Here is a 22,842-nt window from a genome sequence, read left to right as displayed (position 1 = left end):
CCCCTGCAGCTTGAAGGATGATGGGGATAAGCACCAGTTTTGCCGTATTTTCATACATAAGCATATGATTGTTTTTGGGGGATAAATGAGCGCGGGAAGCCCAACTTTTACTTTACGCCGTATTGCAGCGTTGTCACTGGTCAGCCTGTGGTTAGCAGGATGCACCAGCAATGATAACCAGGCACCTATCAGCTCGGTAGGTGGTAATAGCAACGCCAGCAGCAGTTCTTCAGGCGGCATGCTGATCACTCCGCCACCGAAAATGTCCACCCAAAGCCAGACCCCGCAAATTCAGCCTGTACCGCAGCAGCCAGCGATTCAGCCGATGCAAACGCAGCCGGTAGTTTCAACGCCAGTACAAACTGAAAATGGCCACATCGTTTATAACCGCAAATATGGTGATATTCCGAAAGGCAGCTACACCGGCGGAAGTACTTACACCGTTAAACGTGGCGATACCCTCTTCTACATCGCATGGATCACCGGGAACGATTTCCGTGACTTAGCCCAACGCAACAACGTACCGGCCCCATATGGCCTGAATGTTGGGCAAACTCTTCAGATCGGTAACGCATCGGGTACGCCAATTACCGGCGGAAATGCTGTAACCACAGCAGATGCCAGTGCACAAGGCGTTGCGCCTATCGCTGCGCAAAATACCACCACAGTGGTTGCTTCCAAGCCGGTAATTACGTATTCTGAGGATTCAGGTGAACAGAGTGCTAACAAAATGTTGCCGAATAATAAAGGTACTGCGACTGTCGTCACAGCACCGGTTACGGCACCTGTGGTTAGCTCTACGACTACTGTACCCACTGCCAGCAGCACGTCCGATAGCGCGCCAATTTCAACCTGGCGCTGGCCGACTGAAGGCAAGGTTATTGAGAACTTCTCTGCTACCGAAGGTGGCAATAAAGGGATCGATATCGCAGGCAGCAAAGGCCAGGCTGTTGTTGCTACCGCCTCTGGGCGAGTGGTGTATGCCGGTAACGCGCTGCGTGGTTACGGTAATCTCATCATCATCAAACACAATGATGATTACCTGAGTGCCTACGCCCATAACGATACAATGCTGGTCCGGGAACAACAAGAAATCACGGCGGGGCAGAAGATAGCTACCATGGGTAGCACCGGAACCAGTTCAACACGTTTGCATTTTGAAATTCGTTACAAGGGGAAATCCGTCAACCCGCTGCGTTATTTACCGCAGCGATAAGCCGGCGAAGTACTTAACTGCAGATCTGTATTTATGCACATAAGTATTTTGCTCAGGGATCACGGGTAGGAGCCACCTTATGAGTCAGAATACGCTGAAAGTTAACGAGTTAAATGAAGACGCGGAATATGATGAGAATGGAGTTGAGGTCTTTGACGAAAAAGCCCTCGTAGAAGAGGAACCCAGTGATAACGACATCGCCGAAGAGGAGTTGTTGTCTCAAGGGGCCACTCAGCGTGTGCTTGACGCGACTCAACTTTATCTTGGGGAGATTGGTTATTCCCCATTATTGACAGCCGAAGAAGAAGTGTATTTTGCCCGCCGCGCACTGCGTGGTGATATCGCTTCTCGCCGTCGCATGATCGAAAGTAACTTGCGTCTGGTGGTTAAGATTGCTCGTCGTTATAGCAATCGTGGTCTGGCTCTGCTGGACCTGATTGAAGAGGGCAACCTGGGGCTGATCCGTGCTGTTGAAAAGTTTGACCCAGAACGTGGGTTCCGTTTCTCAACATACGCAACATGGTGGATTCGTCAGACCATCGAACGGGCAATTATGAACCAAACCCGTACGATTCGTTTGCCGATTCATATAGTGAAAGAGCTGAACGTTTATCTGCGTACTGCTCGTGAACTCTCCCACAAGCTCGACCACGAGCCGAGTGCGGAAGAGATTGCTGAGCAACTGGATAAACCTGTTGATGATGTCAGCCGCATGCTGCGTCTCAACGAGCGCATTACGTCAGTAGACACTCCGCTTGGTGGTGACTCTGAAAAAGCGCTGCTGGACATTCTGGCTGACGAGAAAGACAACGGTCCGGAAGACACCACGCAAGACGATGATATGAAACAGAGCATCGTGAAGTGGTTGTTTGAACTGAACGCTAAACAGCGTGAAGTGCTGGCTCGTCGTTTTGGTCTGTTAGGCTATGAAGCTGCAACACTGGAAGATGTGGGTCGTGAAATCGGCCTGACTCGTGAACGTGTTCGTCAGATTCAGGTAGAAGGTCTGCGTCGTCTGCGTGAAATTTTGCAGACGCAAGGGCTGAATATCGAAGCGTTGTTCCGCGAATAAATGCTCCGCGAATAATCGACTGTTCAAATAAAAAAGCGGTGACTCAGGTCACCGCTTTTTTTATGGTTTTTTCAGCGCGGATGCCGCCTGCAACTGCTATCCCGTAGGTCGGATTAGCGTAGCGACATCCGACATTTCTACACCAGACTCTTCAAACGATAAATCCACTCCAGCGCCTGGCGCGGAGACAGAGAATCTGGATCTAATGCTTCCAGCGCCTCAACCGCAGGCGACGTTTCTTCAGCGACCGACAACAATGACATCTGCGTGCCATCCACTTGTGTCGCCGCCGTATTGTTAGAAAGCGTCTCCAGCTCACGCAGTTTCTGGCGTGCACGCTTAATCACCTCTTTTGGCACACCTGCAAGAGCCGCTACGGCCAGGCCATAACTTTTGCTCGCCGCACCATCTTGCACACTGTGCATAAAGGCAATGGTATCGCCGTGTTCGATAGCATCAAGGTGCACGTTTGCCACACCTTCCATTTTTTCTGGCAGTGTCGTCAGCTCAAAATAGTGCGTGGCAAACAGCGTCAGGGCTTTGATGCGATTTGCCAGGCTTTCGGCACACGCCCAGGCCAGAGACAAACCATCGTATGTGGAAGTGCCGCGGCCAATTTCATCCATCAGCACCAGGCTATTTTCGGTGGCATTGTGCAGAATATTTGCCGTTTCGGTCATCTCCACCATAAAGGTCGAACGCCCGGAAGCCAGATCATCAGCCGCACCTACGCGGGTGAAAATACGGTCGATTGGCCCAATCTCTGCCTGCTGTGCAGGAACAAAACTGCCGATGTAAGCAAGCAATACGATCAGCGCAGACTGGCGCATGTAGGTACTTTTACCGCCCATGTTAGGGCCGGTAATAATCAACATGCGGCGTTGCGGGGCAAGGCTTAGCGGGTTGGCGATAAACGGCTCGCTAAGGACTTGCTCAACAACCGGATGGCGGCCACCCACCACTTTAATACCGGGTTTATCGGTCAGTTGCGGGCATGCGTAATTCAGGCTGTAAGCACGCTCTGCAAGGTTAACCAGCACGTCGAGTTCAGCCAGTGCCGTGGCGCTTTGCTGCAATGCTTCAAGGTGCGGCAACAGCGCATCAAACAGCTGATCGTAGAGCTGTTTTTCCAGCGCCAGTGCTTTGCCTTTCGAGGTGAGCACTTTGTCTTCGTACTCTTTCAGCTCAGGAATGATATAGCGCTCGGCGTTTTTTAGCGTCTGGCGGCGAACATAGTGAATGGGCGCGTGGTGGCTTTGGCTGCGGGAAATCTGGATGTAATAACCGTGTACGCCGTTAAAGCCGACTTTAAGCGTATCCAGGCCGAGCTTTTCACGCTCACGAATTTCCAGTCGGTCGAGATAATCTGTTGCCCCGTCAGCCAGCGCACGCCACTCGTCTAACTCTTCGTGATATCCCGGTGCAATCACACCGCCATCGCGCACAAGCACTGGCGGCGATTCCACCACAGCGCGCTCGAGCAGTTCACGCAGTTCGGTGAATTCACCCATGTTTTCACGCAGCGTTTGTACATAATCCGTTGGTACTTCCGCCAGCATTTCACGCAGTTCGGGTAACTGCTGGAATGCGTGACGCATACGCGCTAAATCGCGTGGGCGTGCGGTACGTAATGCCAGGCGCGCCAGAATACGTTCCAGATCGCCAACCTGGCGCAGTACCGGTTGAATTTCAGCGGTACGGTCTTGCAGTGCGGCAATGGTCTTCTGGCGTTTTTCCAGCACATCGACATTGCGAATCGGCATATGCAGCCAGCGCTTCAACATACGGCTGCCCATTGGCGTGACGGTGCAATCCAGTACGGAAGCCAGAGTATTTTCAAAACCACCGGACAGGTTCTGGGTAATCTCCAGATTACGGCGTGTTGCGGCATCCATAATGATGCTGTCTTGCTGGCGGTCCATCGTGACGGAGCGAATATGCGGTAGGGAAGTGCGCTGCGTGTCTTTCACGTATTGCAGCAAACAGCCTGCGGCGCACAACGCATGATGAGCGTTTTCTACGCCAAAACCTATCAAGTCACGGGTGCCAAATTGCATGTTCAACTGCTGGCGAGCGGTTGATATTTCAAATTCCCATAACGGGCGGCGACGCAGACCTCGACGGCCTTCAATCAGGCGCGTTTCGGCAAAATCTTCGGCATACAGGAGTTCAGCTGGATTGGTGCGTTGCAGCTCTGCTGCCATGGTTTCGATATCTTCAGGCTCTGACAGACGAAAACGCCCGGAGCTGATATCAAGTGTCGCATAGCCAAAACCTTTGCCGTCTTGCCAGATTGCCGCCAGCAGGTTGTCCTGGCGTTCTTGCAGCAGCGCTTCATCACTGATGGTACCAGGCGTAACGATACGCACGACTTTACGCTCGACCGGACCTTTGCTGGTGGCGGGGTCGCCAATTTGCTCGCAGATCGCAGCGGATTCACCGAGATTCACAAGTTTAGCTAAATAGTTTTCGATGGCGTGATGTGGCACGCCAGCCATTGGAATCGGTTCGCCTGCGGATGCACCACGTTTGGTCAGGGAGATGTCGAGCAATTGCGACGCGCGTTTCGCATCGTCATAAAATAACTCGTAAAAGTCACCCATGCGATAGAACAACAGGATCTCAGGATGCTGAGCTTTCAGGCGCAGATACTGCTGCATCATGGGGGTGTGGGCGTCTAAACTTTCCGTTGTACTCATAATGTTATCTTTTTTAATCCATTGAATTAAAAGTTAATTGTGATTTTTATTATTGTTAGTGCTCACATTATCTCATGAAGCTGATGTGTCGTGAAAAGCTTCGCTATTACACCACAGAACCATGCGATCACACATCGTCAAAAGGCAGGAAAACTTCGCGCCGCCTCGCAGAGTCTGTTACTCCCGCTGTGATTTTGATTTACCATAAGGAATACACATTCGTCGTTAGTCATATGGATATCTCAACACATGCGTTACTCCGTCGCGTTACTTCCGCTTATTGTTTTGCTGGCCGCCTGTAGCAGCAAACCGAAAACTGAAACTCCGCCACAGCAAGCTGGTACACCTTCGGGTGGTTTCTTGTTACAGCCACAGCATGATGTGTTTATGCAGACGGGGGATTTTGCCTACAACCCTGAAGCTGAGAAATTCATTGATAAAATGGTGAGTAAGCATGGCTTTGACCGCCAGCAGTTACATGAAGTGCTCTCCCAAACCAAAAAACTCGATTACGTTCTGCGTTTGATGGACCAGCAAGCGCCAACGACGGCACCTCCTGCGGGCCCGAACGGTGCCTGGTTGCGCTATCGTGGCAAATTCATTACGCCTGATAACGTGCAAAACGGAGTGGCGTTCTGGAATCAACATGACGACGCGCTGAAACGCGCATTCCAGGTCTACGGTGTGCCGCCAGAAATTATCGTCGGGATCATCGGTGTGGAAACGCGTTGGGGCCGTGTGATGGGTAAAACGCGCATTATTGATGCGCTGGCTACACTCTCATTTGCTTATCCGCGTCGCGCACAATATTTCTCTGGCGAACTGGAAACGTTCCTGCTGATGGCGCGTAATGAAGGTGATGATCCATTGGCACTGAAAGGATCATTTGCCGGGGCAATGGGTTACGGCCAGTTTATGCCGTCGGCGTTTAAAGAATACGCCGTTGATTTCAACGGTGACGGCCATGTGAACCTGTGGGACCCGGAAGATGCTATCGGCAGTGTGGCTAACTACTTTAAAGGCCATGGCTGGGTGAAAGGCGATTTGGTGGCAGTTCCAGCCAACGGTCAGGTACCGGGGCTTGCGAACGGCTTTAAAACTAAATATTCCGTCTCAGCGCTGGCGGAATCGGGTTTAAGCCCAACCGCTTCTTTGGGTAACCACCAGGAAGCCAGCCTGCTACGCCTGGATATGGGCGACCGTTACCAGTATTGGTACGGCTTGCCGAACTTCTACACCATCACCCGTTACAACCACAGCACGCATTATGCGATGGCGGTCTGGCAGTTAGGCCAGGCAGTGGCGCTGGCTCGCGTTCAGTAATCTTTTCCCCGCCTTGTCCTGAGGCGGGGGCATTTCCTGCGTTCTCTCATGAAGGTTTTTCCTGATCGTCGATCAGGAATTTGTATCACATTCAATTTTATTTATGTTATGTTATAACAAATCAAATTGAGTGGTTTACTTCGCAATGCTTCCTTTACGGACACTTTTCACTGTGGCTGCGCCTGTGCGGTTTTGTGCAGTCTTAATTCTGCTGACCGGGTTATGGCTGGCAATTCATTGGGCGATTGCACTGCCATGATCTCGCTGAATCAACTGGTATTGGGTTATCAGGGAAGGGCGGTAACACAGCCGCTTACCGGCAATATTGCTAAAGGCAGTATGACCGCCATTATTGGTGCGAACGGCACCGGGAAGTCGACCTTATTAAAAACGCTGCTGAAGCTACAGCCGCCAGTAGCGGGCCAGTTATCCTTTACGGGTGGGAAGGCTCCTCGTATTGCCTGGTTGCCACAGCTGGCCGAGATGGACAGGCAATTTCCTGCCACGGTTTATGATGTGGTATGCATGGGGTCCTGGCCTGTACGTGGGTTATTTTCCTCGCTCAATCGCCAGAACAGAAAGCGTATTGCTGATGCCATCGAACGCGTGGGCCTTACGCCATTGACTAAACAACCCATCGAAACGCTTTCTGGCGGGCAATTCCAGAGGATGTTGTTTGCGCGCTTGCTGGTGCAAAACGCACCGTTGGTTCTGCTCGATGAGCCGTTCACCGGGGTTGATTCGCAAACCAGCGATTTCCTGATGACGCTTATCTGCCAGATGCACCAGGCGGGCCAAACGGTGATGGCGGTGCTGCACGATAACGAACGTGTCAGCAGACATTTCCCGCAAGTCTTGCTGCTTACACAAGACCATTTCCATTGGGGCAATACCGTTGACGTATTACCTCACTACTGCAAATCAAGCATCAATCTGGCGTTATCTGCATGATTTATCACTTCTTCTTTGAACCGTTTATTGATTACGGGTTTATGCGACGTGCGCTTGTCGCGTGCCTGGCGCTTTCTATTAGCACTGCTCCGCTGGGGATTTTCTTGCTGCTGCGGCGCATGAGCCTGGTGGGCGATGCACTTTCTCACGCGATTTTACCAGGCGTTGCAGTGGGTTATTTGCTGGCTGGCATGTCGCTGGTCGCCATGGGGATTGGCGGTTTTGTTGCGGGTGTGCTGGTGGCGTTAATTTCGGGGCTGGTCAGTTCGCGCACCACCCTGAAAGAAGACGCCAGTTTTGCCGGTTTCTATCTCGGCTCTCTGGCGCTGGGTGTCACCCTTATTTCGTTACGTGGCTCCAGTGTTGACCTGCTGCATCTTCTTTTTGGTTCGATTCTGGCGGTCGACAACCAGGCCACAATTTTTGTCGGTGCGATTGCCAGCGTGACGTTGCTTATTCTGGCGGGTTTGTATCGCGGGCTGGTGATGGAAACGTTCGACCGCAGTTTCCTGCAGGTCAATAACCGCCTGGCACCTCATCTCATTCACGGCACTTTTCTTGCGCTTTTGGTGCTTAACCTTGTCGCAGGGTTTCAGATCCTCGGCACGCTCATGTCCGTTGGGCTAATGATGCTGCCAGCTGTTTCGGCACGCTGTTGGGCAAAGACGTTGCCTGGCGCGATGATGATCGCTGTGGCCTTTGGTCTGGTGTCGGCGTGGATTGGGCTGGCGTGGTCATTTGCTGCGGCACTGCCCGCAGGCCCGGCCATCGTTTTGACGGCAAGCGTTGGCTTCTTTATCTCGATACTTTTTGGTCCGCGCAGCGGGCTGGCTCGTAGCCTTTGTAGAGGCTTGATAACAACAAGCAAGGGGATTAAATGAAACGTTTTGGGATGATGATGTCACTGGTGCTGGCTTGTTCAAGCCAGGCGGCACTGGCGAAAAACCTCAATGTGGTGACCAGTTTTACCGTATTGGCTGATATGGCAAAACAGGTCGGTGGTGAGCATGTCACGGTAAAAAGCCTGGTGGGGCCAGATGGTGACCCGCATAGTTTTGAGCCGTCACCGCAGGACAGCGTCGCGTTAAGTAAAGCTGACGTCGTGATTGTGAGCGGGCTGGGAATGGAAGGGTGGATGGACCGTCTGGTCAGCGCATCAGGCTATAAAGGCAAAGTGATTGTTGCTTCTGAAGGCATCTCGACGCGGAAAATGGTCGATGATGGTAAACAAATCACCGATCCTCACGCCTGGAACAGTGCTGAAAATGGCGCAATCTACGCACAAAATATTACCAAAGCGCTGGTAGCGGCCGACCCGCAAGATGCGGCTGCGATCACTGACAGCGGCTCCGAGTACGTTACTCGCCTGAAACTGCTCGATAGCTGGGCGAAAACACGTTTTGAAGCGATTCCGAAATCAAAACGTAAAGTACTCACCAGCCATGATGCTTTTGGTTATTTTGGCCAGGAATATGGTGTGACTTTCCTTGCGCCCGTTGGCTTCTCAACCGAAGCGGAGGCTAACGCGAGTGACGTGGCAGGGCTTATCAAGCAACTTAAAAGCCAGCAGATTAAAACTTACTTTATTGAGAACCAGACTGATCCTCGACTGGTAAAACAAATCGCCAGCGCAAGTGGTGCGCAGCCAGGTGGAGAGCTTTACCCTGAGGCGCTTTCAGCCGCAAACGGGCCAGCCAGCACCTACGAGATGGCGTTCAAGCATAACGTAGATGCCATCGCCAACAGCATGAAGTGATTTAATCGGCCAGCCTTCGCTGGCCGTTCTTTTTTCTGGAACTGCCTCGAGTTATCTAATGTAATCCTCTGAAAGAGGGGATAAGTGCTATCGTGTAACCCCTCGATATGTCTACAATCGGAGCAAGCCATGACAGATAAAACATTGCGTCAACTCAGTCGCCAGGTCGGTGAAGCGCTTGGGCATCTCGGCGCTACCGTGACAACGGCAGAATCTTGTACCGGTGGCTGGATTGCCAAAGTGATTACCGATCTTTCAGGCAGTTCTGCCTGGTTTGAACGTGGTTTTGTTACCTACAGTAATGAGGCTAAGCATCAAATGATTGGTGTTGATAGCGCAACGCTGGAAACGCATGGTGCAGTGAGTGAGGCCGTGGTGCGTGAAATGGCGCAAGGCGCACTGTATGCGGCGGTAGCTGATTATGCGGTTGCGGTCAGTGGTATTGCCGGCCCTAATGGCGGCAGTGAAGAAAAACCCGTCGGGACTGTATGGTTTGGCTTTTCCTCAAAGTCTGAAGGTACGATTGCACGCCAGCAGCTTTTCTCAGGCGATCGTGATGCAATTCGACGCCAGGCCACTGAATATGCGCTGCAAACCCTGTGGGAAGAATTTCTCAAAAATAAGCTTGATACTGTATGACCATACAGTATAATTGGCACAACAAAACAGCATAGTAAGCAGCGTGGCGCATTCGTGTTTCACCCTGCATGACAGGAGTAAAAATGGCTATCGACGAAAACAAACAGAAGGCGTTAGCGGCAGCACTTGGCCAAATTGAAAAACAATTTGGTAAAGGCTCCATCATGCGTCTGGGTGAAGACCGTACCATGGATGTGGAAACGATCTCTACCGGTTCACTTTCACTGGATATCGCACTTGGGGCCGGTGGCTTGCCAATGGGCCGTATCGTTGAAATTTACGGGCCAGAATCTTCTGGTAAAACGACGCTGACTTTGCAAGTTATCGCCGCCGCTCAACGTGAAGGTAAAACGTGTGCGTTTATCGATGCTGAGCACGCTCTGGACCCGATTTACGCTAAGAAACTGGGCGTAGATATCGACAACCTGCTGTGTTCACAGCCGGACACTGGCGAGCAAGCGCTGGAAATTTGTGATGCGCTGGCACGTTCCGGTGCAGTTGACGTGCTGGTTGTTGACTCCGTTGCCGCTCTGACGCCGAAAGCTGAAATTGAAGGCGAAATCGGTGACTCTCATATGGGCCTCGCGGCACGTATGATGAGCCAGGCAATGCGTAAACTGGCGGGTAACCTCAAGCAGTCCAATACATTGCTTATCTTCATCAACCAGATCCGTATGAAAATTGGTGTGATGTTCGGTAACCCGGAAACCACTACCGGTGGTAACGCACTGAAATTCTACGCTTCTGTTCGTCTGGATATCCGTCGTATTGGCGCGGTAAAAGATGGCGATAACGTGGTGGGTAGTGAAACCCGCGTTAAAGTCGTGAAAAACAAAATTGCTGCACCATTTAAGCAAGCTGAATTCCAGATCATGTACGGCGAAGGTATCAACTTCTACGGCGAACTGGTTGATTTAGGCGTGAAGCACAAGCTGATTGAAAAAGCGGGTGCCTGGTACAGCTACAACGGTGAGAAGATTGGCCAGGGCAAATCAAACTCCAGTAACTTCCTGAAAGAAAACAAGCCAATGGCTGCTGAAATCGAGAAGAAACTGCGTGATATGCTGCTGAATAATCCAGATGGCACACCAGACTTTGTTGCTGATGACCACGACAAAGACGTTGCTGAAACCAAAGAAGACTTTTAATTCCTAACAAGGGCTGCCGCGGCAGCCCTTGTCTTTATCTGCTTTACTGCAATTTTCTCATAAACAGGTTATCTGTCATGCCTGAATCCGTAACTCCTCGCCGCAGCCCGTATTCCCGTTTATTAGACAAAGCTACTCGTATACTGGCGATGCGTGATCACAGCGAACAAGAACTCCGTCGTAAACTTTCTGCACAACCAACATTCCCTGGAAAACCAAAAGCGGAAGAAGATCCTTTTACGCCTGAAGATATCGATAAAGTCATTGCCTGGTGTTATGAACATCGCTGGCTGGACGATGCTCACTTTGCGTCACGCTTTATTGCAAGCCGTGGCCGGAAAGGTTATGGGCCGCAACGTATTCGCCAGGAACTACAAAGCAAAGGTATCGCGCGTGATATCAGCGAAACCGCAATGCTCAATTGTGAAATAGACTGGCAATCGATGGCACGGGACATTGCCGAGCGTAAATTTGGTGAACCGCTACCTACCGAGTGGAAAGAGCGCGCTAAAGTGCAGCGTTTTCTTCTGTATCGCGGGTTCTTTATGGAAGACATCCAGGCTGTTTATTCTTGATATACCCTTCATACTTAAAGTTGCCTCGGCGTTAGCTTCACTCGTTCACCCGAATCACTTACTGGAGTAAGCTCATCGGGATTTTCTCGCTTGCCGCCTTGACGCAACTTTAATTATTTTGGGTATAAATAGCGAAATTTTGCAGATTAGGTATACACGGGATTTTACTTCCCTGATAAGAAAACTTATCTTATTCCCACTTTTTCCAGGTAAACAGGTCGCGGCCAAAGCATTAAAATGGGCTCCGTCCGGTTTGCAACTCCTCGTTAGCTTGATTTCAGGATAATTATGAGCAAGAGCACCGCTGAGATCCGTCAGGCGTTTCTCGATTTTTTCCATAGTAAAGGTCACCAGGTTGTAGCGAGCAGCTCCCTGGTTCCGAATAACGATCCGACTTTACTGTTTACTAATGCCGGGATGAACCAGTTCAAGGATGTTTTCCTTGGTCTCGACAAACGTAATTATTCCCGCGCAACAACGTCTCAACGTTGTGTCCGCGCGGGTGGTAAACACAATGATCTGGAAAACGTCGGTTACACTGCCCGTCACCACACTTTCTTTGAAATGCTGGGTAACTTCAGCTTTGGTGACTATTTCAAACACGATGCCATCAACTTTGCCTGGGAATTATTGACCGGCGAACAATGGTTTAACCTGCCTAAAGAGCGTCTGTGGGTTACCGTTTACGAGACTGATGACGAAGCATTTGAAATCTGGGAAAAAGAAGTTGGCGTTCCACGCGAGCGTATTATTCGCATTGGCGATAATAAAGGTGGTGCTTACGCATCTGACAACTTCTGGCAGATGGGTGACACGGGTCCATGCGGTCCGTGCACTGAAATCTTCTTCGACCACGGCGACCACATCTGGGGCGGCCCTCCGGGTAGCGCTGAAGAAGATGGCGATCGCTATATCGAAATCTGGAACCTTGTGTTCATGCAGTTCAACCGTCAGCAGGATGGCACTATGCTGCCATTGCCTAAGCCGTCAGTTGATACCGGTATGGGTCTGGAGCGTATTGCAGCCGTTCTGCAACATGTTAACTCCAACTATGAAATCGACTTGTTCAGCAAACTTATCCAGTCTGTTGCCCGCGTCACGGGTGCGACCGATCTGACCAGCAAATCGCTGCGTGTTATCGCTGACCATATTCGTTCTTGTGCATTCCTCGTTGCTGATGGTGTTACCCCGTCGAATGAAGGCCGTGGCTATGTGCTGCGCCGAATCATTCGTCGTGCAATCCGTCATGGCAACATGTTGGGCGCGAAAGAAACCTTCTTCTACAAACTTGTTGGCCCATTGGTTGAAGTGATGGGGGCTGCGGGTGAAGAACTGCATCGCCAGCAAGCGCTGGTTGAACAAGTTCTGAAAACCGAAGAAGAGCAGTTTGCGCGTACGCTTGAACGTGGTCTGGCATTGCTGGATGAAGAACTGGCTAATTTGCAGGGCGATACGCTGGATGGCGAAACCGCTTTCCGTCTGTATGACACCTACGGCTTCCCGGTTGACCTGACTGCTGATGTTTGCCGTGAGCGTAACCTGAAAGTTGACGAAGCGGGTTTTGAAGCCGCAATGGAAGAGCAGCGCCGCCGTGCGCGTGAGTCCAGCGGTTTTGGCGCTGACTACAACAGCATGATCCGCGTTGATTCTGCGACTGCCTTCAAAGGTTATGATCACACTGATTTGACCGCGAAAGTCACTGCATTGTTTGTTGACGGTAAACCCGTTGAGCAAATTGCTGCAGGCCAGGAAGCTGTTGTGGTGCTCAATGAGACACCATTCTATGCAGAGTCTGGTGGCCAGGTTGGCGACAAAGGCGCAATCAAAGGCAATGGTATCGACTTCGCTGTTAACGACACGCAGAAGTATGGCCAGGCAATTGGTCATCTAGGTAAGCTGGTTGCGGGCGTGGTGAAAGTCGGCGACAGCGTTAAAGCTGAAGTTGATGAAGCGCGCCGTTCACGCATTCGCCTGAACCACTCTGCCACTCACTTGCTGCACGCGGCACTGCGCCAGGTTCTGGGCACTCACGTTGCGCAGAAAGGTTCTCTGGTTAACGATAAAGGCCTGCGTTTCGACTTCTCCCATTTCGAAGCAATGAAACCAGCAGAAGTTCGTGCTGTAGAAGATATTGTTAACGCACAGATTCGTCGTAACCTGCCAATCGAAACTAACGTCATGGATCTGGAAGCTGCTAAGGCTAAAGGCGCGATGGCGTTGTTTGGTGAGAAGTATGATGACCACGTGCGCGTTCTGAGCATGGGTGATTTCTCAACCGAATTGTGTGGTGGTATTCACGCGAACCGCACTGGCGATATCGGCCTGTTCCGTATCGTTGCAGAGTCTGGTACTGCTGCGGGTGTGCGTCGTATTGAAGCTGTGACAGGCGAAGGTGCGCTGGCAAACCTGCACGCACAGAGCGAACAGCTCCATGATATTGCTCAACTGCTGAAAGGCGATAGCCAGAATCTGAACGAGAAAGTACGTTCTGTTCTGGAGCGTACCCGTCAGCTTGAGAAAGAATTGCAGCAGTTGAAAGAACAGCAGGCAGTGCAGGAGAGTGCAAACCTTTCCAGCAAAGCCGTCGATGTAAAAGGCGTGAAGCTCCTCGTGAGTGAACTGGCTAACGTTGAACCGAAGATGCTGCGCACCATGGTTGATGATTTAAAAAATCAGCTGGGTTCAGCAATTATCGTTCTGGCGACGGTAGCAGAAGGTAAAGTTTCTCTGATTGTGGGTGTCTCTAAAGATGTGACCGACCGTGTGAAAGCGGGGGAGCTGATTGGGGTTATTGCTCAGCAAGTTGGAGGTAAAGGAGGCGGTCGTCCGGATATGGCTCAGGCCGGTGGCACAGACGCGGCAGCATTGCCTGGCGCGCTGGCAGGCGTTGAGGCTTGGGTTTCGGCTAAGCTCTAAGTAAAAAAATAAAGTGCAGACAGGCGCCATATACCCAAAATGATTCAGGTTATGGCGTCTCATTAATTTGCACACACTCAATAATGATAAAGTCAGGTTAAAGTCCCGTATATCGGCTAGACTTAGTCATAACAGAATGTAGTGTCGTGGCCGTTCACACTTTATGTGTTTGTCACTACTTACTTTTTGGCGTATATGATGGAGAATGCCGGGATACAGAGAGACCCGACTCTTTTAATCTTTCAAGGAGCAAAGAATGCTGATTCTAACTCGTCGAGTTGGTGAGACCCTCATGATTGGGGATGAGGTGACCGTGACAGTACTTGGGGTAAAAGGTAACCAGGTTCGTATTGGTGTAAACGCCCCGAAGGAAGTTTCTGTTCACCGTGAAGAGATCTACCAACGTATCCAGGCTGAAAAATCGCAACAAACGAGTTACTAAAGTTACTGCGTCTCGCTAATCACTAGCGAGACGCTTCCTTTAGCGCACCATTTACCTCGCTTTATCTCGCCAGACCCCCTTCATTTCCTGTTGTCGCCATAATTCCTTATTCATCCTGAACGCGTTCTTTTCGCTATTACCCTCAACTTGTCTGTTGATAAAACACTCTTTTTGCTGTCGATTTGCCCGGATTGTGCGTGAAGTGTGCAATTAAAAATTAGTTGGGAAAAATTGTTTGACTTATAAGTGCAGGAAAGTAATATGTGCGCCACGCAGTGCCGATGAGCAGAAACAAGTTCAACGGTACACCTCGAAAGAGGCGTGTGGTGAGGTGGCCGAGAGGCTGAAGGCGCTCCCCTGCTAAGGGAGTATGCGGTCAAAAGCTGCATCCGGGGTTCGAATCCCCGCCTCACCGCCATTTTGCACCCATAGCTCAGCTGGATAGAGTACTCGGCTACGAACCGAGCGGTCGGAAGTTCGAATCTTCCTGGGTGCACCATTCTTCCTACTACCATTTTGCAACGGTAGTGTTCCAAAGAAAGTTAATTTCTTAGCGAACAATAGGGAGAGTAACGTTGCTTTAGCAACGGCCCATTAGGGCAAGCACCGCGAGTAACGCTCCGGATGCACCATCTTGTTTGATGTTGTTTAGAACAACAAACAGCATTAAGTCAGCAGTAAAAGAAGTAATCCTGTGCACCCATAGCTCAGCTGGATAGAGTACTCGGCTACGAACCGAGCGGTCGGAAGTTCGAATCTTCCTGGGTGCACCATTCTTCTTCAATGTTACAGTAAGTTCAGTGACATTGAGTCAGCAGTTAAAGCAGTACCCCGATGCACCCATAGCTCAGCTGGATAGAGTACTCGGCTACGAACCGAGCGGTCGGAAGTTCGAATCTTCCTGGGTGCACCATTCTTCTTCAATGTTACGGTAAGTTCAGTGACATTGAGTCAGTAGTCAAAGCAGTACCCCGATGCACCCATAGCTCAGCTGGATAGAGTACTCGGCTACGAACCGAGCGGTCGGAAGTTCGAATCTTCCTGGGTGCACCATATTCTTCTCAATATCAACGCTGCACAATCTTCCCTGATAACCTTTCTTCATTGCCTCCGTAAATCACTAGTTATCCATTAGTTACCTTCTGAACTATCTCAATTACAAATAAGCGACAATATTATTGGTTTACGCTAAAGTAACGCCTCAATATTGAGTGATGTGAGGGATGAGATGTACGAACGTTACGAAGGTCTAATTTTCGATATGGACGGAACCATCCTCGATACCGAACCTACACACCGTAAGGCGTGGCGTGAGACGCTAGCAGGCTATAGCATGCAGTTTGACGAACAAGCTATGGTTGCGTTGAATGGCTCCCCAACCTGGCGTATCGCGCAGGCGATTATCGAACTCAATCGTGCAGATCTCGACCCACATCTTTTGGCGCAGGAAAAGACGCAGGCTGTAAGAGCTATGCTGCTTGATACCGTACGCCCGCTCCCCCTTATTGATGTCGTAAAATCCTGGCATGGCCGCCGCCCAATGGCAGTAGGCACAGGCAGTGAAAGCGATATCGCCGAGGCGCTACTTAATCATCTGGGCTTACGGCAGTATTTCTCCGCCGTTGTTGCCGCCGATCACGTCAAAAATCACAAACCTGCTCCTGACACTTTTTTGCTGTGCGCTGAACTCATGGGTGTTGCAGCGAATAAATGTGTGGTGTTTGAGGATGCCGATTTTGGTCTTGAAGCAGCACGTGCTGCCGGTATGGATGGTGTGGATGTGCGTTTGCTGTGAGTGAAGCGCTGTCACTTTTTTCACTGTTTACCAGTAGTTTTCTTAGTGCAACGTTGCTGCCGGGTAGTTCAGAAGCGGTTCTGGTCGCATTATTGGTTGCAGGCTCCGGGCCAACATGGTTACTCATCTTAATAGCAACAATGGGTAATAGCCTTGGTGGCTTAACTAACGTTATTCTTGGGCGTTTTTTCCCGCTGCGTGAACAATCACGCTGGCAAGGAAAGGCGACCGCCTGGCTGGTTCGTTTCGGCCCGGCAACATTATTACTCAGCTGGTTGCCGTTAGTTGGCGATCTGCTGTGCCTGCTAGCTGGCTTATTACGCATGAGCTGGGGGCCAGTAATCTTTTTTTTATGCCTTGGTAAAGCGGTTCGCTATATCGTTGTCGCGGCTGCAACGGTACAAGGTATTGCATGGTGGCACTAATTGTATGGACCGATATACCCATTATCTTTCAAGCTACAGGGGCTTTGGCTGCAACATGAAATCTAAAGGGTATAATTATCATCGCCATCTCTTATGCTTAATAAAAATGAATTCGACAGGCGGGAGGTCAATTTGATCCCGAACGTATCACAGGCGCTGGCCTGGCTGGAACAGCATCCACAGGCAGTAAAAGGTATTCGTCGTGGTCTTGAGCGTGAAACGCTGCGAGTCACGCCAGATGGCCAGTTGGCGACAACAGGTCACCCGGAAAGCCTTGGTTCAGCGCTGACACACAAATGGATCACTACGGATTTCGCTGAAGCGCTACTGGAGTTTATTACTCCAGTTGATGGTGATATCGACCATATGCTGACATTCATGCGCGATATCCATCGCCATACGGCCCGTGAATTGGGCGATGAGCGTATGTGGCCACTGAGCATGCCGTGCTATATCGATGATGGCCAGAATATTGAACTGGCGCAGTATGGCTCTTCCAACAACGGGCGTTTTAAAACGCTATACCGTGAAGGTTTGAAAAACCGTTACGGCGCGTTGATGCAGACCATTTCAGGCGTTCACTACAACTTTTCGCTGCCGCTGGAGTTCTGGCAGGCACGTCTGGGCGTAGAAGATATTCAGAGCGGTAAAGAAGCGATTTCCGCCGGATATTTCCGCCTGATTCGTAACTACTACCGTTTTGGCTGGGTTATTCCGTATTTGTTTGGTGCATCGCCAGCTATCTGTTCCTCCTTCCTGCAAGGGAAAGAGAGCTCGCTGCCGTTTGAAAAAACCGAATGTGGTATGAATTACCTGCCGTATGCGACTTCGTTGCGTTTGAGTGATTTGGGTTACACCAATAAATCCCAGAGCAACCTTGGCATTACGTTTAACGATCTGGAGACTTACGTCGCCGGCTTGAAACGCGCCATTAAAACGCCTTCGGAAGAGTACGCGCAGATGGGTCTTGAGAAGGACGGTAAACGTCTGCAAATCAACACCAACGTGCTGCAAATTGAAAATGAACTCTACGCACCGATTCGCCCTAAGCGCGTCACTGCGGAAGGGGAGTCACCTTCTGACGCGTTACTGCGTGGCGGTATTGAATATATCGAAGTGCGTTCACTTGATATCAACCCGTTCTCACCGATTGGTGTTGATGAGCAGCAAGTTCGCTTCCTTGATCTGTTCATGATTTGGTGTGTGCTGGCTGACGCGCCGGAAATGAGCAGTGACGAATTACTTTGCACTCGCACAAACTGGAATCGTGTGATTCTGGAAGGGCGTAAACCAGGCCTGACGCTGGGTATCGGTTGTGAAACCGCGCAGCATCCGCTGGCAAAAGTCGGCAAAGACTTGTTCACTGATTTACGACGTGTCGCCGAAACGCTGGATGGTATTGCGGGCAATAGCGATTATCAGGACGTTTGTGATCAGCTGGTCGCCTGTTTTGACGATCCGGAATTAACGTACTCGGCACGCATTCTGCGGTCTATGATTGATAATGGCATTGGCGGAACAGGGCTTGCGTTGGCTGAGCAGTATCGTCAGATGCTGACACAAGAGCCGCTTGAGATTTTGACCGAAGACGTGTTGCAGAAAGAACATGATGCTTCATGGCAGCGCCAGCGAGACATCGAAGCCAGTGATACCGAGCCGTTTGATGTGTGGCTTGAGAAACACGCTTAGTAGAAAAGAAAAAGGCCACAATCAGTGTGGCCAAAATATACATCTCTGAATCAGGGATGATGATAACAAATGCGCGTCTTTCATATACTCAGAGTAGTGTGAGAAAGAATGGTTCATTTTTTTTTAAAAAAAATCACTTATCGGAGGTGATCAGATGCCGTTGTTGGATAGCTTCACAGTTGACCATACCCGCATGGGCGCACCAGCAGTGCGTGTGGCCAAAACAATGCATACGCCTCATGGCGATACTATCACTGTATTTGATCTGCGTTTTTGCATCCCGAACAAGGAAGTGATGCCAGAAAAAGGTATTCATACTCTTGAGCACCTGTTTGCTGGATTTATGCGTGACCACCTGAACGGGAATGGCGTAGAGATTATTGATATTTCACCTATGGGCTGCCGTACTGGCTTCTATATGAGCCTGATTGGTGTGCCTGATGAGACGCGCGTTGCCGATGCATGGAAAGCGGCAATGGAAGATGTTCTGAAGGTGAAAGAGCAAAACCAGATCCCAGAACTGAACGTTTACCAGTGTGGTACTTACCACATGCACTCGCTGGAAGAAGCGCAGGATATCGCGCGTCATATTCTTGAGCATGGCGTAAGCGTAAACAGCAACGAAGAGCTGGCTCTGCCGAAAGAGACACTCAAAGAGCTGCATATCTAGTCTTGCTGGACTGTGAGTTAAAAGTAAAAAGGGGCCAATTGGCCCCTTTTGTATTTCTGACTTAGTGCGCGCCGCCGCCACCACCACCGGCACCAAACGGTGGTCTGGCAAACCAGATTAGACCCAGTAACAGAATAAATATTCCTGCAGAAACCCAGAAAATCTCATTGGCTGAGATAATCAGCCCCTGATTGGTAATCTGCTGCGCAATATAGCCAGAGGCTTGTTGCGGCGACATCCCCAGATTTTCCAGTTTTGAATACATCTCCTGCGCATTCGGGTTAAACGGTGAAACGGACTCCGTTAACTGCGAGTGGTGTAACGCCTCGCGGTTAGTCCACAGCGTCGTGGTTATCGACGTACCAATCGAACCGGCAAGGGTTCGGGTAAAGTTCGACAGACTCGACGCTGCGGCCATACGTTCAGGCGGCAGCCCGGAAAGCGTGATTGTCGTCAGTGGCATAAAGAAGCACGCCACGGCGAAGCCCTGAATAAACTGCGGCCAGGCCGACGCACCGAAATCCATTCCCGGCTCGAAGGTATATGCACGCCAGTAGAAACAGACGGCGTACATAATAAAGCTGAACGTCACCAGCCTTCGCATGTCGAGCTTATGAGCAAAGCGCCCGATAATCGGCGACAGCAATACAGGAAGAAGCCCGACCGGTGCCGATGCCAGACCTGCCCAGGTTGCCGTGTAGCCATATACCTCCTGCAACAGCTGCGGCAGCAACACAATTGCGCCGAAGTAGAGCATGTAGGCGAGACTGATACACAAGCAACCAATGGTGAAGTTTCGCGACTTAAACAACGACAAGTCGACTATCGGGTTGTCGTCCGTTAGCTCCCAGACAATCAAGAAACTTATCGTCACCACCGCGACGATTGTCAGAACGACCACTTCCGTTGAGTTAAACCAATCCAGCTCTTTACCGCGGTCGAGCATGATTTGCAGGCTACCAATACCCACCACCAACAGCGCAAGGCCGATGGCATCAATACGGCGCTGCTCGGTTTTGGTTTCACGCCCACGCAAGGTTTGCATCGTCAGCAGAACGACCAGCGCGCCAATAGGCACGTTGATAAAGAAGATCCAACCCCAGTGGTAGTTATCACTGATAAAACCACCGAGAATTGGCCCACAAATCGGCGCCACGATAACCGTCATCGACCACAGCGCCAGCGCGATACTTCGCTTAGCAGGCGGGTAGTTATTGAGCAGCAGGCTTTGCGACAGCGGAATCAACGGCCCGGCAACGATCCCCTGGATAACGCGGAAGAAGATCAGCATCTCCAGACTTTTGGATACGCCGCAAGCCCATGAAGCCAGCACGAAGAGAATCGTCGACCACATAAACAACTTCACTTCACCAAAGCGCTTAGCAAGCCACCCGGTGATAGGAATTGAGATGGCGTTTGCCACCCCAAATGAAGTGATAACCCAGGTCCCCTGGCTCAGAGATGAGCCAAGGTTACCGGCAATGGTCGGAATGGCCACGTTGGCGATGGTAGAATCCAGCACCTGCATAAAGGTCGCCAATGACAAGGCGATGGTCATGATGACCAGCGGTGCCCCTTCTAGCGGTTTTTGTTGTGCCATACAACCTCCGCTTTATTAACCCGCATTAGCCTGGATGATATGATTGATCAGCTCATTAGCAGGCGTCAGGTTGAGTTCGCGCGCATTGCTTTCATATACCGGGGAGTGGCGAGTTTCATTAGCCAGCATGCTGCCTTCGCGGTTACTGGTATCCACTGTGACTAACGTGGACAGGCCGATACGCAGCGGGTGTTGCTCAAGTTGCTTCGCATCTAACTCAATACGCACAGGCAGGCGTTGAACGACTTTGATCCAGTTACCAGTGGCGTTTTGTGCCGGGAGCAGCGAGAACGCGCTGCCGGTGCCCATATCCAGGCCGACAACTTTGCCGGTGTACTCGATTTTGTCGCCGTAGATATCACTGACAACCGTTGCCGGTTGGCCGATACGCATGTGCGCAAGCTGAGTCTCTTTAAAGTTTGCATCGACCCACAAACCACTGGCAGGCACGATAGCCATCAGCGGTGTAGTCGGGCTGATTTGTGCGCCAACCTGTACCACGCGGCGTGAAACATAACCGGTCATTGGGCTGACAATTTTGGTACGTTGCAGCGCCATCCAGGCGTTACGCAACTCGGCAGCAGCCTGTTTAACACTTGGCTGTTCTTCGAGCTTGCTACCCAGAACCATTGCCTGGTTGGCATTGTATTGTTGAATGGCAACATCCAGTTGCGCTTGAGCCGTTGCGACGGCATCTCGGGCGTGTTGCAACTCTTCACGGCCAATCAGGTTTGCGTTACCCAACGGCACGCGGCGATTCAGGTCGCTTTGAGCTTGAGTAAGCGAGGTTTTTTGCAGCTCAATATTGGCCTGCAACTGCTTACTGTTAATCATTAACTGACGTGTCTGACGCACGTTTGAAGCCAGCACGGTCTGTGCCTGTTCAAATGCTTGCTCAGCGTCAGCCTGGTCCAACGTTACCAGCACATCGCCCTGTTTAACGAAGTCGGTATTGTCGGCCCAAACCTTGGTTACGCTTCCGGAAACCTGGGACATAATCTGTACCTGATTACCGGCCACATACGCATCATCCGTATTTTCGTAGTGACGTAATACTAAAAACCAATAAATCCCATATGCCACAGCAATAATGACAAACAGCAAGGTTAAAGCAAGTAAGGCACCTTTACGTTTGCCTTTCTTGTTACCCGGCTGCTGCGGGGTTTGAGTCTCCGCATGTGCGCTCATGCTTATCTCCACACTTTTTTATTATAGTGATCGGCTCAGCCGACCTGTTAGACCCAACAGGCCAGCAAGGTGAGTTGCTGGCCTGTCGTATTCATCTTTTTTGGGGCACTACGATATAACGCGATGACAGCACTTAGCGTACAGCTTCAAGTACAGTCTGGTTTTCATCCATTTCATCAAGGCGGGTGAGCAGTTTGCGGGTAATTTGTTCCAGCTGCTCTTTTTCTGAACCACTCAGCGAGGACCACAATTCATGCAAGCAGTGGTGCTGCGGTGGTAACACCTGACGCAAGAATTCCTGACCCTTTTCGGTCAAATGCAGATGCAGGCAACGGCGATCGTTATCGCTCTCGCGGCGTTCAATCCAGCCACGTTTTTCCAGCTCATCGGCAATTCGGGTCGCGTTGGTACGAGAAGAACCTAAAGCACAGCTTAGTTCAGAAGGCTGGATGCTATGGTTTTCCTGAGATTCAAGAGTGATCAACGCCATAAACAGCGTCTCGTTAATGCCCTGAGCTTTCAGCATCTTATTGCGGTTTTCCAAAAGCTTGCCTTGCATGTGCATGCACAGGCGCGTCAGAAGGACTTCCTGGTATGGGAATTCCTCGTAGCGTTTGGCGCGAAATTTTAGCATTTGTTCAATGGGCGTAAACGAACTATCCATTTTGGCATAACCTCATTAGTTGCGGTCGATATAATAACGATGGTGACAAATAAAGTAAATGTATTGTTTATACG

The 22,842-nt window shown here is 50.7% G+C and carries 19 protein-coding genes and 5 tRNA genes; 20 read left to right on the top strand and 4 right to left on the bottom strand.

What is annotated here, in order from left to right:
- Positions 1-85 precede the first annotated feature (85 nt).
- Together nlpD and rpoS are read left to right on the top strand one after the other, a co-directional pair.
- Entirely contained in the window at positions 86-1,216 is a 1,131-nt protein-coding gene (gene nlpD, locus M975_RS14470; protein ID WP_064560518.1) for a murein hydrolase activator NlpD, read from the top strand.
- A 79-nt stretch (positions 1,217-1,295) separates the two neighbouring features.
- Positions 1,296-2,288 carry an RNA polymerase sigma factor RpoS gene (rpoS, locus tag M975_RS14465; protein WP_034497934.1) on the top strand — a complete coding sequence of 331 codons (993 nt, stop codon included), beginning with the start codon at positions 1,296-1,298 and terminating at the stop codon, positions 2,286-2,288.
- A 137-nt stretch (positions 2,289-2,425) separates the two neighbouring features.
- Here the strand turns inward: rpoS and mutS are convergent, their stop codons facing one another.
- Complete coding sequence (gene mutS / locus M975_RS14460) at positions 2,426-4,987, bottom strand: DNA mismatch repair protein MutS (protein WP_064560516.1); 2,562 nt, start codon at positions 4,985-4,987, stop codon at positions 2,426-2,428.
- A 249-nt stretch (positions 4,988-5,236) separates the two neighbouring features.
- On the opposite strand from mutS, the gene mltB reads away from it, so the two are divergent.
- The 18 genes from mltB to luxS all read left to right on the top strand — a co-directional run bounded on the left by mltB (position 5,237) and on the right by luxS (position 19,316).
- Positions 5,237-6,310, top strand: coding sequence for a lytic murein transglycosylase B (gene mltB, locus M975_RS14455; RefSeq protein WP_064560514.1), 1,074 nt, complete (start codon positions 5,237-5,239; stop codon positions 6,308-6,310).
- A gap of 222 nt (positions 6,311-6,532) precedes the next feature.
- Positions 6,533-7,261, top strand: coding sequence for a metal ABC transporter ATP-binding protein (locus M975_RS14450; protein ID WP_064560512.1), 729 nt, complete (start codon positions 6,533-6,535; stop codon positions 7,259-7,261).
- The gene (locus tag M975_RS14445; protein WP_064560510.1) at positions 7,258-8,142 is read left to right on the top strand and encodes a metal ABC transporter permease; all 885 of its coding nucleotides are present in this window, start codon (positions 7,258-7,260) and stop codon (positions 8,140-8,142) included. The genes M975_RS14450 and M975_RS14445 overlap by 4 nt, the downstream gene beginning before the upstream one ends.
- On the top strand, positions 8,139-9,017 hold the full coding sequence (locus M975_RS14440) for a metal ABC transporter substrate-binding protein (protein ID WP_064560508.1): 879 nt from the start codon (positions 8,139-8,141) through the stop codon (positions 9,015-9,017). Before M975_RS14445 ends, M975_RS14440 begins: the two co-directional genes overlap by 4 nt.
- 129 nt (positions 9,018-9,146) lie before the next feature.
- Entirely contained in the window at positions 9,147-9,656 is a 510-nt protein-coding gene (gene pncC, locus M975_RS14435; RefSeq protein WP_064560506.1) for a nicotinamide-nucleotide amidase, read from the top strand.
- An 83-nt stretch (positions 9,657-9,739) separates the two neighbouring features.
- The gene (gene recA, locus M975_RS14430) at positions 9,740-10,804 is read left to right on the top strand and encodes a recombinase RecA (RefSeq protein ID WP_064560504.1); all 1,065 of its coding nucleotides are present in this window, start codon (positions 9,740-9,742) and stop codon (positions 10,802-10,804) included.
- 77 nt (positions 10,805-10,881) lie between these two features.
- Complete coding sequence (locus M975_RS14425) at positions 10,882-11,379, top strand: regulatory protein RecX (RefSeq protein WP_064560502.1); 498 nt, start codon at positions 10,882-10,884, stop codon at positions 11,377-11,379.
- A 288-nt stretch (positions 11,380-11,667) separates the two neighbouring features.
- Positions 11,668-14,295 (top strand): alanine--tRNA ligase, encoded by a 2,628-nt coding sequence (alaS, locus tag M975_RS14420; protein WP_064560499.1) that lies wholly within the window; start codon positions 11,668-11,670, stop codon positions 14,293-14,295.
- A gap of 256 nt (positions 14,296-14,551) precedes the next feature.
- Positions 14,552-14,737: a carbon storage regulator CsrA gene (csrA, locus tag M975_RS14415; RefSeq protein WP_013574027.1), complete on the top strand. Its 186-nt coding sequence runs from the start codon at positions 14,552-14,554 to the stop codon at positions 14,735-14,737.
- 325 nt (positions 14,738-15,062) lie between these two features.
- A tRNA-Ser gene (locus M975_RS14410) sits at positions 15,063-15,155 on the top strand.
- A 4-nt stretch (positions 15,156-15,159) separates the two neighbouring features.
- Positions 15,160-15,236, top strand: a tRNA-Arg gene (locus tag M975_RS14405).
- A 197-nt stretch (positions 15,237-15,433) separates the two neighbouring features.
- Positions 15,434-15,510, top strand: a tRNA-Arg gene (locus M975_RS14400).
- Positions 15,511-15,573: 63 nt separating this feature from the next.
- Positions 15,574-15,650, top strand: a tRNA-Arg gene (locus M975_RS14395).
- 63 nt (positions 15,651-15,713) lie between these two features.
- A tRNA-Arg gene (locus tag M975_RS14390) sits at positions 15,714-15,790 on the top strand.
- Between the two features lie 175 nt (positions 15,791-15,965).
- Positions 15,966-16,532: a fructose-1-phosphate/6-phosphogluconate phosphatase gene (gene yqaB, locus M975_RS14385; protein ID WP_064560497.1), complete on the top strand. Its 567-nt coding sequence runs from the start codon at positions 15,966-15,968 to the stop codon at positions 16,530-16,532.
- Positions 16,529-16,957 (top strand): YqaA family protein, encoded by a 429-nt coding sequence (locus tag M975_RS14380; RefSeq protein ID WP_064560496.1) that lies wholly within the window; start codon positions 16,529-16,531, stop codon positions 16,955-16,957. The genes yqaB and M975_RS14380 overlap by 4 nt, the downstream gene beginning before the upstream one ends.
- Positions 16,958-17,089: 132 nt before the next feature.
- The gene (gshA, locus tag M975_RS14375; RefSeq protein WP_064560620.1) at positions 17,090-18,646 is read left to right on the top strand and encodes a glutamate--cysteine ligase; all 1,557 of its coding nucleotides are present in this window, start codon (positions 17,090-17,092) and stop codon (positions 18,644-18,646) included.
- Positions 18,647-18,800: 154 nt separating this feature from the next.
- Positions 18,801-19,316, top strand: coding sequence for an S-ribosylhomocysteine lyase (gene luxS / locus M975_RS14370; protein ID WP_064513284.1), 516 nt, complete (start codon positions 18,801-18,803; stop codon positions 19,314-19,316).
- 61 nt (positions 19,317-19,377) lie between these two features.
- On the opposite strand, the gene emrB is transcribed toward luxS, so the two are convergent.
- The 3 genes from emrB to mprA form a co-directional block, all read right to left on the bottom strand.
- Positions 19,378-20,916, bottom strand: coding sequence for a multidrug efflux MFS transporter permease subunit EmrB (emrB, locus tag M975_RS14365; protein ID WP_064560495.1), 1,539 nt, complete (start codon positions 20,914-20,916; stop codon positions 19,378-19,380).
- A gap of 15 nt (positions 20,917-20,931) precedes the next feature.
- On the bottom strand, positions 20,932-22,104 hold the full coding sequence (emrA, locus tag M975_RS14360) for a multidrug efflux MFS transporter periplasmic adaptor subunit EmrA (RefSeq protein WP_064560494.1): 1,173 nt from the start codon (positions 22,102-22,104) through the stop codon (positions 20,932-20,934).
- Positions 22,105-22,237: 133 nt separating this feature from the next.
- Positions 22,238-22,768: a transcriptional repressor MprA gene (mprA, locus tag M975_RS14355; protein WP_064560492.1), complete on the bottom strand. Its 531-nt coding sequence runs from the start codon at positions 22,766-22,768 to the stop codon at positions 22,238-22,240.
- Between the last annotated feature and the right edge of the window lie 74 nt (positions 22,769-22,842).

The organism is Buttiauxella brennerae ATCC 51605, from assembly GCF_001654925.1.
Classification (GTDB): domain Bacteria; phylum Pseudomonadota; class Gammaproteobacteria; order Enterobacterales; family Enterobacteriaceae; genus Buttiauxella; species Buttiauxella brennerae.
The sequence above is the reverse complement of the archived record's forward strand: the minus strand, read 5'-3'. Positions and strand labels throughout refer to the sequence as shown.

What these genes read in the sequence shown, in the direction of transcription:
- pncC (WP_064560506.1), top strand. Translation starts at nt 9,147, where the DNA reads ATGACAGATAAAACATTGCGTCAACTCAGTCGCCAGGTCGGTGAAGCG.
- mltB (WP_064560514.1), top strand. Translation starts at nt 5,237, where the DNA reads ATGCGTTACTCCGTCGCGTTACTTCCGCTTATTGTTTTGCTGGCCGCC.
- M975_RS14445 (WP_064560510.1), top strand. Translation starts at nt 7,258, where the DNA reads ATGATTTATCACTTCTTCTTTGAACCGTTTATTGATTACGGGTTTATG.
- emrA (WP_064560494.1), bottom strand. Translation starts at nt 22,104, where the DNA reads ATGAGCGCACATGCGGAGACTCAAACCCCGCAGCAGCCGGGTAACAAG.
- M975_RS14440 (WP_064560508.1), top strand. Translation starts at nt 8,139, where the DNA reads ATGAAACGTTTTGGGATGATGATGTCACTGGTGCTGGCTTGTTCAAGC.
- csrA (WP_013574027.1), top strand. Translation starts at nt 14,552, where the DNA reads ATGCTGATTCTAACTCGTCGAGTTGGTGAGACCCTCATGATTGGGGAT.
- M975_RS14425 (WP_064560502.1), top strand. Translation starts at nt 10,882, where the DNA reads ATGCCTGAATCCGTAACTCCTCGCCGCAGCCCGTATTCCCGTTTATTA.
- yqaB (WP_064560497.1), top strand. Translation starts at nt 15,966, where the DNA reads ATGTACGAACGTTACGAAGGTCTAATTTTCGATATGGACGGAACCATC.
- rpoS (WP_034497934.1), top strand. Translation starts at nt 1,296, where the DNA reads ATGAGTCAGAATACGCTGAAAGTTAACGAGTTAAATGAAGACGCGGAA.
- emrB (WP_064560495.1), bottom strand. Translation starts at nt 20,916, where the DNA reads ATGGCACAACAAAAACCGCTAGAAGGGGCACCGCTGGTCATCATGACC.
- M975_RS14450 (WP_064560512.1), top strand. Translation starts at nt 6,533, where the DNA reads ATGGCTGGCAATTCATTGGGCGATTGCACTGCCATGATCTCGCTGAAT.
- nlpD (WP_064560518.1), top strand. Translation starts at nt 86, where the DNA reads ATGAGCGCGGGAAGCCCAACTTTTACTTTACGCCGTATTGCAGCGTTG.
- mprA (WP_064560492.1), bottom strand. Translation starts at nt 22,768, where the DNA reads ATGGATAGTTCGTTTACGCCCATTGAACAAATGCTAAAATTTCGCGCC.
- luxS (WP_064513284.1), top strand. Translation starts at nt 18,801, where the DNA reads ATGCCGTTGTTGGATAGCTTCACAGTTGACCATACCCGCATGGGCGCA.
- recA (WP_064560504.1), top strand. Translation starts at nt 9,740, where the DNA reads ATGGCTATCGACGAAAACAAACAGAAGGCGTTAGCGGCAGCACTTGGC.
- alaS (WP_064560499.1), top strand. Translation starts at nt 11,668, where the DNA reads ATGAGCAAGAGCACCGCTGAGATCCGTCAGGCGTTTCTCGATTTTTTC.
- mutS (WP_064560516.1), bottom strand. Translation starts at nt 4,987, where the DNA reads ATGAGTACAACGGAAAGTTTAGACGCCCACACCCCCATGATGCAGCAG.